This window comes from Kiloniella laminariae DSM 19542, from assembly GCF_000374005.1.
Lineage (GTDB): Bacteria > Pseudomonadota > Alphaproteobacteria > Kiloniellales > Kiloniellaceae > Kiloniella > Kiloniella laminariae.
The window spans coordinates 1-10,710 of the sequence record NZ_KB893148.1 but is presented as its reverse complement, the minus strand read 5'-3'; the positions used below and the strand labels follow the sequence as shown (position 1 = coordinate 10,710).

13 protein-coding genes are annotated in these 10,710 nt (G+C 42.0%); 7 read left to right on the top strand and 6 right to left on the bottom strand.

The genetic code is table 11. The annotated features are described in order from the left end of the window. The first annotated feature begins 314 nt into the window (after nt 1-314). On the top strand, nt 315-896 hold the full coding sequence (locus tag B152_RS0112815; protein WP_020592830.1) for a recombinase family protein: 582 nt from the start codon (nt 315-317) through the stop codon (nt 894-896). A 48-nt stretch (nt 897-944) separates the two neighbouring features. On the opposite strand, the gene B152_RS0112810 is transcribed toward B152_RS0112815, so the two are convergent. The 6 genes from B152_RS0112810 to B152_RS0112785 form a co-directional block, all read right to left on the bottom strand. Next, nucleotides 945-1,265 carry a hypothetical protein gene (locus B152_RS0112810; RefSeq protein WP_169337423.1) on the bottom strand — a complete coding sequence of 107 codons (321 nt, stop codon included), beginning with the start codon at nt 1,263-1,265 and terminating at the stop codon, nt 945-947. Further along, nucleotides 1,262-1,921 carry an AAA family ATPase gene (locus B152_RS0112805; protein WP_020592828.1) on the bottom strand — a complete coding sequence of 220 codons (660 nt, stop codon included), beginning with the start codon at nt 1,919-1,921 and terminating at the stop codon, nt 1,262-1,264. Before B152_RS0112805 ends, B152_RS0112810 begins: the two co-directional genes overlap by 4 nt. Before the next feature lie 154 nt (nt 1,922-2,075). Beyond that, nucleotides 2,076-2,423 carry a hypothetical protein gene (locus B152_RS0112800; protein ID WP_020592827.1) on the bottom strand — a complete coding sequence of 116 codons (348 nt, stop codon included), beginning with the start codon at nt 2,421-2,423 and terminating at the stop codon, nt 2,076-2,078. 116 nt (nt 2,424-2,539) lie between these two features. Then, the gene (gene repC / locus B152_RS0112795) at nt 2,540-3,838 is read right to left on the bottom strand and encodes a plasmid replication protein RepC (protein WP_020592826.1); all 1,299 of its coding nucleotides are present in this window, start codon (nt 3,836-3,838) and stop codon (nt 2,540-2,542) included. A 449-nt stretch (nt 3,839-4,287) separates the two neighbouring features. Next, a complete protein-coding gene (locus B152_RS25400; protein ID WP_342664245.1) occupies nt 4,288-4,698 on the bottom strand; it encodes a transglycosylase SLT domain-containing protein in 411 nt (136 codons plus the stop codon). A 92-nt stretch (nt 4,699-4,790) separates the two neighbouring features. Next, nucleotides 4,791-5,537: a helix-turn-helix domain-containing protein gene (locus tag B152_RS0112785; protein WP_020592824.1), complete on the bottom strand. Its 747-nt coding sequence runs from the start codon at nt 5,535-5,537 to the stop codon at nt 4,791-4,793. 658 nt (nt 5,538-6,195) lie between these two features. On the opposite strand from B152_RS0112785, the gene B152_RS0112780 reads away from it, so the two are divergent. From B152_RS0112780 to B152_RS23600, 6 genes are all read left to right on the top strand, one after another. After that, nucleotides 6,196-7,092, top strand: coding sequence for a P-loop NTPase family protein (locus B152_RS0112780; RefSeq protein WP_211212202.1), 897 nt, complete (start codon nt 6,196-6,198; stop codon nt 7,090-7,092). A gap of 9 nt (nt 7,093-7,101) precedes the next feature. Next, nucleotides 7,102-7,527 (top strand): hypothetical protein, encoded by a 426-nt coding sequence (locus B152_RS0112775; RefSeq protein ID WP_020592822.1) that lies wholly within the window; start codon nt 7,102-7,104, stop codon nt 7,525-7,527. A gap of 11 nt (nt 7,528-7,538) precedes the next feature. Then, on the top strand, nt 7,539-7,832 hold the full coding sequence (locus tag B152_RS0112770) for a TrbC/VirB2 family protein (RefSeq protein WP_020592821.1): 294 nt from the start codon (nt 7,539-7,541) through the stop codon (nt 7,830-7,832). 11 nt (nt 7,833-7,843) lie between these two features. Further along, entirely contained in the window at nt 7,844-8,170 is a 327-nt protein-coding gene (locus B152_RS0112765; protein WP_020592820.1) for a hypothetical protein, read from the top strand. Next, nucleotides 8,163-10,514: a VirB4 family type IV secretion system protein gene (locus B152_RS0112760; protein WP_020592819.1), complete on the top strand. Its 2,352-nt coding sequence runs from the start codon at nt 8,163-8,165 to the stop codon at nt 10,512-10,514. Before B152_RS0112765 ends, B152_RS0112760 begins: the two co-directional genes overlap by 8 nt. Then, nucleotides 10,496-10,710 (top strand): hypothetical protein (locus tag B152_RS23600; RefSeq protein ID WP_033406323.1); only part of this gene is annotated, 215 nt, incomplete at its 3' end. The genes B152_RS0112760 and B152_RS23600, both read left to right, overlap by 19 nt.

The following is a 10,710-nucleotide window of genomic DNA, read 5'->3' as shown; positions in this document are numbered from 1 at the left end:
GACAACGAATAATGTGTAAAGCCTTTGCTCGAAGCCAAAAGCATTACACATTATTCGTAAATTACTCAGATAAAGACGTTTTGCTGAGGTCTCTCTAAAATAAATTCTGCATCTGTTAATTGAATACGCAAGACAGAAGAATTTACTGAGCTAAAAATAGGTGAATTTTCTGTTACATAAGTATGCCTCATAAACGACCAAATATGAGACTGTCTCATTGTTCAATAATTATATCGAAAAATGTGTCTTTTAATTGTGTCTTGTATTTATGTGTCTTATAATTATTTTAAACATAATACAATACAGGACACATCATGAAAATTGGCTATGCGAGAGTATCAACCCAGGAACAAAACCTAGATACACAAATTAAAGATCTCTACGCAGCCGGATGCGAAAAAGTCTTTAGTGAAAAAATATCCGGAGTGACTACTTTTAAACCAGAGTTTGATAAGGCCCTCTCCTCAATCGAACCAGGCGGAACATTAGTTGTTTGGAAGCTAGACCGCCTAGGTCGGAAAACAATAGAGCTTTTATCCTTTTTCGAAGACCTCGGAAAAAGAGGTATTAATTTTATCTCCATCACTGACGGCATAGACACTTCAAACGGGGCTATTGGCAAAGTCCTTTTCGTAATGTTGTCTGCCTTTGCTGAGTTAGAAAGGGACTTAATCAGAGAGCGTACAATGCGCGGATTAGAAGCAGCCTGGGCCAAAGGTAAACGGTCTGGGCCGAAAGAAAAGGTATCAGACGAAAGCATAAGGATGGCCATATCTCTTCTTGAAACACCCGATGAGAATGGAATGAAAAGAACTGGATCTTCCGTTGCAAGAGCGATCGGTATATCCAGAGCAAGTCTGTACAGAAGGATTGAACGATTAAAAATAGTTAACTAAGTTTTTTCAATAACAAATTTGAAAGTAAGATTGAACAACCCAACTTGATCACAATTTTCGTCCGTCCATTTCTTCGTAAGGGGGAATATCAACCCCCTTCTCTCTCAAGAGATGATAGAAATATTCCCTTTTGTTCATTCCGCTTTCAGATACAAGTTTTTCAAAATCATCAAAAATGAAGCGAGGGATCTTACCAATATTGAATTGTACCTTATCCCGTAATTTTGCCCGTAAATCTGTAGTATATGGGCTAGGTTTTGAAGCACCATATTCTTCTGCAATTCTACGTTTTTCAAAACGTTCAGAATTGCCCTCAACTTTAGTATTCAGTTCGCCCAGAATATCAGAGCTTTTTAATGTACCCATCATGCAGCTCCTTTAACATAATATTTAAGGTGTCCTTCTATCTGTAAAGAAGCAACAAACTCGTTTACAGCTGCTCGTGCAGATCCTTCTGGCAAACCGCCATTCCAAGAAATAACATCAAAACCTATCAGAGCCGGAACTATTGTCGGTAATACAGGCAGTTCTGATTCAATAAGTGAATTTTTAGCGTGAGCAAGTACATTAGTTCCCTTTTTGACTTTCCAAATTACAATTTTTATCTCAGGGGCTTCCTTATTTCTTTTTGTAAGATTATTGGCATGAAGCCATGTTCTTGCAGCTCCTTTAATATCCTTTTTGGATCCACCGCTAGGAATGAGCAACAGGTTCGAAATTTGTATTGCATACGTTGCCATTCTAGAATCATAACCCGCTGTATCAATTAAGATTACGTCATATGATTTTTCTAGTTTTTCCACCAAGTCAAAAAGTGTGTCTTCGCTTAAGTGGCTAACAACATCTAAATTAGGTAGCTCTCGTTCTTCTGCCCACTCCATGCAAGATTTCTGCTGATCAGTGTCTATAATCACAACCCTCGCACCATCCTCAGCCATAACCGCAGCTAGGCATGAAATCATCGTCGATTTGCCTGCCCCACCTTTTTGCTGCAGGGCTGTGATAATCTGCGCGTTTTTATTCATCAAACTATCCCCTAATGCCTTATCTATTAACTAGCTAATATATAACCAATTATATCATAATGCAATACTCAATAACTGGATATTATATATACCATTATCAGTTAATACGTCATCTGTTATTCGGTTATAGGATATACTATTATCAGTTAACTGGTTATACTCTGAGTTTCTGTACCTTGTATGAACCCGAAGATTTATCATTTTTAATTTTTGTAAAGATGTCAGTTGTACATGTTATATAAGAGCCACTAGGATCTTGTTCTATGCCCTTTTCAATACTTATTATTTGAAATAAGGGACCAGTAGTTAATTTTGGAAACCCAGGTGTTATACCAAAATCAGTGTTTATTATTTCTCCAACATGGAATGTAAAAAGAGGTTCTTCTGAAGTGATATTATAAATTATCTCTTCACTTCCCTTATCTCCGGCATAGGCACGTAATAGATATTTGGTTTTAGTTTCAGAATTAGAAATTCCCTTAATCTTAACATTCTTGGGCATAAATTATATCCTATTTTACAAGAATTTTAGGGGCTTTGTAGCTCAAAATATAAACTATTAAGAACAAAGCATTAGGGTGTTACAAAATGTAACCTTAGAATTGTAGACCGGATTAGCTAAGAATCAAATTTCTCTCTTTCAAGTATTCCAAATATCGATCTGTGAAGCTTTAATTCACCAGATTTGGCTTTATTGATCATACCACGAAGGAAACCACCAGGATTTCTAATTGGAAATTCTGGATGATATTGATTTTTATCGGCGATCAACACGCAAACTGCAGCTGACAAACGGCCCATTTCAGAAACAGCTTCTGTCCAGGCATGACGATTAATGCCAAGCTCATGACACATAATCTGAGCTGCATCTACAATGTCAGCAGGGGCGAGGGGTCTATCATGAAGTGGAATATGTTCTAGAAATTCCCCCGTAGCTGCATTTAATAACTGTTTTAAGTGTAGATGTTCTATACCTGTTGATGTCGGAATTTCCGGTGTATCTTTATCTTGGCTCTCGGTAAAACCAACACCATGCTTTTTTTGAAAGCAAAAGGCGGTGTCTGCGTTAGCAGACAGTATACCGCCTGGGCGTGACGGCACGTCACCCCTTTTGTGCTTATCAACTTTGTTACAAGTATCTTCTTTAGAAGAATTTGGTCTAATTGTAGTGTATAAGTGGCGGTCATTTTTGTCCGGGCTGGCGGACATATCCACATTTTGTTCTATGCTGACATTATCATTAAAGTATTGGTCTGCCGCTATTTCCAGAAGCTTTAGTTGCGCATACTGGTTACGAATTTCATCTAAAGAAGTGCTGGAAGAGGGGGGGGATAACTCGTCGAGTTCGTCAGTGTCCAAACCAGCAAAGTTGAATTTAGCTCTTACAGAACGTTTTAGTGATGATAGCAGCTGCTTCTCTTCTTTCCATAACCTCCGGTTCTCACGGACTGTTTCAGCATGGGTATAAAGTTCAGAATACAGTTCGGCCAGTGGCGATAGATCGACACCAAAAGCGCACTTGATATACCCTCTATTGTCACGGCTACCATAACGCTTGTGGTTTCCGCTATCCCTCCAGGTAATTGCGCCAAGGGTGTGCAAGTCATTCTCTATCCTCCTTATTGTCCGTTCGTCTCGATCTAGTTCAATCGCAATCGATGTAACAGACTGCCAAACAACAGGTGGATGATACGCTTCGGCTGTCCAGTCTTTGTCTTGAGTGAATTTTATTGCCTGTGCAAGATATCTTATATGTGTTTGTTTAAATCCAAAGTCATGGCCGATAAACTCCAGTAAACCAAGCAGGTCATATTGAGATACGCCCTGGGGTAATCCTGAAAAATTGACTGAGCACTTCTCTAGTGCGGCTATTTGGGGAGTAAAATCCCGTTGCCCACGATTAATGGCTATATCCATTAAGATAAATCAGCAACAAAGCCTGAAAAAAAGCGCAAAATATCATGGCGAAAAGTCGCATATATCTTGACATCGAATTTTCAGGAGATAAGATAGGGCCTATAAGTTTAGTTGGTTGGCCTCATTCCAATCTCGCAAGACCTCGTAGTGTCCAGCTACGAGGTTTTTGCTTTTTTATGGCTTTGTATTATCTGCTGCCTCCCTTTCCTGTATTTGCTGCGAAGAAGATCCCCAGGAGGGATCGGTAATTGGTATGCAAACGACTCCTACTAGACGCGCGTACCATATGATTCACTACCACAAGATATTGTGATTTCAAAACCAAGAACTGTCCTTTTTTCTTAAGGTTTTGGTTTAGATAACTGAGAATAAGTAAACATTTTAGTGACTTAAAAAACCGCCCTGATTCTTCAGGTAAACCATATCTTGTTTGTGAGAATCCTAGAAAACTACTCATTAGAGTGAATTTCCATAGATAATGATTTGTAATAGGCTTGGCCAAGAGAGGGGAGTCGCGAATGATACGCGCCAATCGCCTGTGGCCAATTGCCATATTCTTTGTAGAGCCCAACAAGAAATTTTGATGCTTGATAGACATTATGATCGGGGTTGAGCATCTCTTCCAAGGTGCGAAATTTTGACCCGTGCCATCTTAAGTTCATCTGCATGCAACCAACATCGATACTCTTATACCCCATAAGAACGATCTGGTTGATTAGGCGTAGGGTGTATTCTTGACTTTGGCCGTACTCGTTATCACCCGCGACATTAATAGTCCAAGGGTGAAGACTTGATTCTCTATTTGCAATAGCCATCAAATATTGTCGAGGCACACCCATTGGCACACCCCATTTGTCTATCGCTAGGACACAAAGGTTATTTGATGGTTGCAGAGTTTCTGAATATGCGGTGCAGGGGAGGGCAAGAAAGGTAGAAACTACCAGAAAGCTAACTACCGAACACTTGGTAAAGTGGGTATAATGTATTTAGACCTCCCCATCACTTCAAGTTGAATTAGCTCTAATGAAAGCATTGAATTTAATAAGCGGGTAAAATTTCCAGTTGGAACATGAAGTGTTGAACTTATCTCACCAAGGGTTAGGCTGCACCTTTCCCCAGGCTCTTTAGTGTTTTCTGCCACAATAAGAAGAGCATCAATAATCTTTGACCGATGACTTGGCGGAATTTCTACCGTTTTCTCAAGAACCTCTCGTACAAAATTAAAATACTGTTCCCATGTGGGCCTAAAAACCCCTTGATGTTTCATACTCATATCTTTAATATGATCTTTATCAGATAACAACCCTTTATCTTGATGAACTGAAACGGAGGTATTTGAAAATTGTTTATAATTGGCAAACAAATCGCTTTTATTTCCAACCCAATGTTTAGGATTAAGGGGCGTAATGACACGGCGATTACCGCGTTGACCATCATGTTCAATTGCAATCAAGCCCATACCTTCGAGTTTCTTAAGTGTGGCCGAAATACTAGTTTCTCTCTCATTAAACTCTCTGGCAAGATCTGCTTGCGACACTTCAGCGCAGTTATCAAAACCGCCGGAAAGGGATATGAGGCGGTACATAAGAGAAAGTGCCTTCCACTTCTGGGCAGAAGTAAAAATATTATCTTCTATGAACTGATAAAGAAGAAAATCCAAAGGCAGTTTCCACCAGTTTTTTGTGAAGGACTGGCTCATATATAAACTGCTTTTTTTTGTAATTTCAAGCTTGGAATTGTGCCGATACTACTATAAATTGTTTTAACGAAAACAACGTACTTAGCCAGCACAAGAACCCCACGAGAAGAAATTTTCTCGAAGCCTATACTAAAAATGAGAACATGCAACTAGATGAAAAGAGTAAAAAAATAATAAAAATAATCAGATATTTTAGAGATTCACTGTGAGAAAAAAAGGTTGCCTTGCGGAATCTGGAGTTATAATGTCAGTCCACAAATACCCGCTTGGGTATATATAAAGCGGGGAAAGTCAGATCATTATCTTGGCCGATACTTCTGACTTCCCCCTCACACCACGCACCCGGAAAGGAGCGCGATTCTATGACCTGAAAAAAAACATCAGGTAGATAAAATTAACTATGACGGACTATACGTGTCCTCTTTGAAAGATTCAAGTTTCTTTCTATACGGTTAATTTTAGAACCTCCCCACAAAAACGATATAATCACGTTATTTCAATATACTAGAACCTTATTGCGTTTCAAGAATACTTCGAAATTTCGTTGACCCTAACAGATTATAAAAATCTTAGGGAGTCCTTTTTAGTGGAAAAATAACACATACAGCAACTTTTACGAAACAACATAGGATCAAAAACCTATGAAAAACACAGCCTTTTGGGGAAATGGAAAAAAACAAATTCTCGCATTACTCCCAGAAATACACAGGAAAAAGCGTTCAGGAAATACCCTGCGAGAAATCTACACAGATTTGTCACAGCAAGGGAGGGTGACGGCTTCTCAAGCCACATTCTACCGATACGCGAAGCAAAAGTTTGGATCCTAAGAATGAAACAAGTTCATATAATCCTGCAGGGTAAGGGCGGTGTTGGTAAGTCCTTCGTGGCATCTCTACTCAAACAACACTTCTCTGACAGAAGTATTCCTGCGCGGGGTGTTGATACAGATCCCGTTAATGCGACTTTCGCCAGTTACAAGGCGTTTGACGTTGAACGGCTCGAGATAATGCAAGGAGATAACATCGACCCCAGGGCTTTTGACAACCTGATCGAATGGATCGTCACTTCGGATGAAGATAGCGTTTTTATTGTCGATAATGGAGCCGCAACCTTTGTTCCGCTCTGCGCTTATCTCTTTGAAAATTCCGTGGTTTCCTTTCTTCAGGAACAAGGATGCCAGGTTATTTTACACACCCTTTTAACAGGTGGTCAGGCCCTTGATGACACGACAAACGGAATTGTCAGTCTTTTCGAACACTTCCCAAATGTTCCGGTCTGTATCTGGATTAACGAGTTTTTTGGAACTCCCGAGAAAAACGGCAAGAGTTTCGAACAACTCTCCCTCTACAAAAATAATGCCGATCGGATACACGGCCTAGTCAGACTTCCAGAACTTCGAAAGGAAACTTTCGGACAAGACATCAAGCAAATGATGGAAAACAAATTGACATTCGACGAAGCAGTCGAACGGCCTGATTTCAATATTATGGCCAAACAACGGCTAAAAATGACATGGCGGGACATAAATAACCAGCTGACCAACCTGCAGTTCTAGGGCCTTAAAATGAGTGAACACCCAAACACCAAGATGGATGAGCCTTCAGTTATGAGCTTGGCAACGGCTAAAGATAAAATCCGCCAGACGTTTAAGCTCATTGTTGATGACAACGATCCGTCAATGATTGCTGTCGTCCTCCATCAAGGTTTCATGGCTGATCTCGAAAACCTGCTTAACCGACATGAAACTCGGTTGGTTGAAATCATCTCTCAGACAACAAAGGAGAGCCACGACACGATCAACCAAAGTTTGAAAATCCTAAAGGATGAAGCTCTCAAGGGCTCCCTAGAAAACGTTCTAGCCGGGGTACAGGCCAAGGCCCGGGACTCAGAATCTACTGAAAAACTTATCAAATCTCACCGCAAGACCATGATGGTTATGACTGGTCTTCAGTGGATCGCAGTTGCAACCTTTTTTCTCATTCTCAAATAAGGATCTTCGAAATGAAATCTCTTAAAAACCTCATTCTAACGTTCTCGGTTTTAGCGCCTTTCAATGCTATGGCAGCGGGGAATGGTGAATGGATTAAGCCCGCAACGGGCCTCCTAGAGAACCTTGAAAGCGGTCTTGTAACCTTTGGCGTCCCTGTCGTCGGGATTGCCGTACTTCTCGTTGGCATTGGCGGCGCTCTATTTCTAAACCTCGATCCCAAAAAAATGGGGGTCGTTATTGGGGCAGGGGCTCTCATCACCGTTGGACCAGCAGCAATCAAAGGATTGCTGGCTTTAGCTCAATAGGATCAGAACCCATGAAAGCCAGTTCCCTCGCGTTGCAAAGCCCCCAACATCCTTACACGGTTTATGGAATGCCCATAAAATCAGTGGCGCTCGTGTTAGCCCTGATTGTTCCACTTGTTCCAATCCTTTCTGGAATAAACATTGCGGCCCTTACCTTTTTTATACCGCTTGTGTTTTTCCTGATAGGTGCGGGGTATCTATGGGTTTTGCGGCGCAGGGAGCCTCATTTTGAAAGTCTTTTCCTCTATCCGCGACAGTTTTTCAAAGGCCGCAAAACACGTTCTTTAATTGCTGGTCCTGTTCCTCAACACCTGCAGAAACCAAAAAAACATGCTTGAAAATGCAATCCCTATTACCGGGTTGGTTATGGCTGGCGCTGCATTGGTAGTCCCTGCAACCCGAAAACTACTGCTCGGTTCAGTTGAGCAAGACTGGCTCGCCAAGGAATTAGAGTTTGATCACATTGATCAAGACCGAGTTACGGTTCACCTCAAGGACAAAACCCTCTTCCGGGTTTTCTCAATCAAAGGTGAAGCCTACGAAACCAAACCTGAAGCTATCCAGAACCACCTTTGTTCGGTTCGCTCTGATTTACTCAATCAGTTGGGTGAGAGCGGTGCAGTCATTCGTATGATAGGTATCAAACGGCAAGAAGATGTCAGTTTTGATGCTGATTGGCCTTCAATAACACTTGAAGAAATAGGTAAAGCAGAACAAAAGCTTTTCAAACATAGTTATGACATCAGCTGGTTTATTGTTGTTCAGTCCAGGGACTTTAATGTTCTGGATAAAGCCACACACAAAATCCATGCCGTACTTGCAGACTATCAGGTCACACCTCTCGCAAAAGCCGTAACCGTTGAAGATACATGCCCCTTAACCGGCTTTATCAACTTCTTGGTAAGTGGAGAACTCCGGACAGATCTTCCGGCCATATCAAATAATATTTCAGGAAACATTCCAGCCAGTGATTTGCACTTTGATGCGGATGGAAGTCTTGAAACACATACCCCCCAGAAGCGACTTTCCCGGGTTATCGCCATTCGACAATGGCCTGAACTGTTACAAGGTCTTTTCATAACTGAGATTATGGCTCTGAAGGGGGATCTGGAGTTAAACCAGATCTGTATTCCCCTACATAACGAAAAAACCCTAACTACGCTGCGCCATAAACAAGGGCAATATTCCAATGAATGGTTTGGCAATGGCTCTTTTGCAGGTGAACACGAATTTCTGATCAGTGAAATCAGTAGCGGCAAGGCAACTCTGTTCGATACGCAATTTCAGATCGTCTGCCGGGCTGAAACTGATGTAGAGCTTAAACAGATCGTTGATGATGTCTGTGGGATCCTGAGCAAACGGCGGGTTATCTACTCTATTGAAACTACGGCAACGCCCGTTTGTTGGTTTAACAGGCTACCCGGCCAGGATAAGCTTGTCCGGCCTTTACGTATAACCAACCATAACATTGCAGCCCTCTGGCCATTTCAATATTCCCCCAAAGGTTTGTTAAAGAGCCCCTTCGGCAATCAACCAATCAGGCTTTTTAAAACACCGACTGGCCAATCCTACGCGATGCAGTTTCATTGTTCTGATAAAAGGCAATCACCTGGTAATTACCTTGTTTTTGCGCCGATTGGATCAGGCAAATCAACACTTATGCTTCATCTGCTCGGCGGACTCTCAAAATTCAACGGTGTCCGGAATTATGTCTTTGATTCCAATGAAGGTGCGCGGTTCATGGTAGAAGCCATGGGCGGGATTTATCAGTCCTATGACAACCTGGCATTAAACCCGCTCGATGTTGCTGTTGATACACTTCAATCTCGCCAAGGGATCAATCTGATCATCCGGGCCATGATTGGAGACAGTCTGCAAGATGACATGGATGACGCGATCAATCATGCCATCAGCACCGCCTTCAAACTTGATCGTGGCGACCGGACCTTCAGCAATATTTTTGAAAGCAGCTTTCCTCCAAAATCTGCTGTCCGTCGGGCAATGCAAAAATGGGTCAAAGATTCCAAAGGCAAGGTATCCCTTTACAGCCATATCTTTAATTCCCCCCACGATCAGCTCGGGGGCTTTCTTGAAAAGTCATTCCTGACGGGTATCAACATGAACGAGGCGCTCAAGGACGAGGTTCTTGGTCCTCCGGTCGTGGCGCATATCTCGACTGCAATTAAAGCTGCTGCAAGAAACAACAATCAAGGGTTTTCAATCTTCATTGATGAAGCAGGAAACCTGCTAAGGAACAAAGGTTTCCGAGAAGTAGCGCTCGAAATGTACCGAGAATATCGAAAGAATGATGGCCTTGTCGGTATGGCATTCCAGGATCCCAAAGCCCTGCTGAACTTCCCTGATTACGAGGGGATCCTCAACAACACCCAAACACTCTTTTTCTTTCCGAACCCCACACTTGAACCGGACAATCTAGAAGCCTTCAACCTCAACGACGAACAGATAAGTTTTATTTGTGGTGGAGGATATGTTTCTGGGGATCGTCGGGTTCTTGTCGTTAAGCGCGATGCGGCAAACGGCTACTCGGAAAGTGCGATTGTAAACGTCGATCTTTCTGGCCTGGGAGACTGTCTGCGTTTTTACCGGGCTGGGACAGAAGCCAACAATCATCTTCAAACCTTAAAAGAGAAGTGGGGCGAGCAATGGCTGCAACACGTTTAGGACGCTTTGCCAGAAGCGCGGTATTTCCTCTTACCCTTCTGTCTTTGGGTTATTGCCTGACAACCCCAAACACACCTGCAAATGCAGCAATGGCAGTGGTTGATGCCAAGGCAATTGCTGAAGCTCAAAAACAACTCTCAGAGCTTAAAAAGCAGCTGGAAGAACTTCAAGAAATGAAAGCCCGGCTTGAAGATCA

What these genes read in the sequence shown, in the direction of transcription:
- B152_RS0112800 (WP_020592827.1), bottom strand. Translation starts at nt 2,423, where the DNA reads ATGCCCAAGAATGTTAAGATTAAGGGAATTTCTAATTCTGAAACTAAA.
- B152_RS0112815 (WP_020592830.1), top strand. Translation starts at nt 315, where the DNA reads ATGAAAATTGGCTATGCGAGAGTATCAACCCAGGAACAAAACCTAGAT.
- repC (WP_020592826.1), bottom strand. Translation starts at nt 3,838, where the DNA reads ATGGATATAGCCATTAATCGTGGGCAACGGGATTTTACTCCCCAAATA.
- B152_RS0112785 (WP_020592824.1), bottom strand. Translation starts at nt 5,537, where the DNA reads ATGAGCCAGTCCTTCACAAAAAACTGGTGGAAACTGCCTTTGGATTTT.
- B152_RS0112770 (WP_020592821.1), top strand. Translation starts at nt 7,539, where the DNA reads ATGAAATCTCTTAAAAACCTCATTCTAACGTTCTCGGTTTTAGCGCCT.
- B152_RS0112810 (WP_169337423.1), bottom strand. Translation starts at nt 1,265, where the DNA reads ATGATGGGTACATTAAAAAGCTCTGATATTCTGGGCGAACTGAATACT.
- B152_RS0112760 (WP_020592819.1), top strand. Translation starts at nt 8,163, where the DNA reads ATGCTTGAAAATGCAATCCCTATTACCGGGTTGGTTATGGCTGGCGCT.
- B152_RS0112765 (WP_020592820.1), top strand. Translation starts at nt 7,844, where the DNA reads ATGAAAGCCAGTTCCCTCGCGTTGCAAAGCCCCCAACATCCTTACACG.
- B152_RS0112805 (WP_020592828.1), bottom strand. Translation starts at nt 1,921, where the DNA reads ATGAATAAAAACGCGCAGATTATCACAGCCCTGCAGCAAAAAGGTGGG.
- B152_RS0112775 (WP_020592822.1), top strand. Translation starts at nt 7,102, where the DNA reads ATGAGTGAACACCCAAACACCAAGATGGATGAGCCTTCAGTTATGAGC.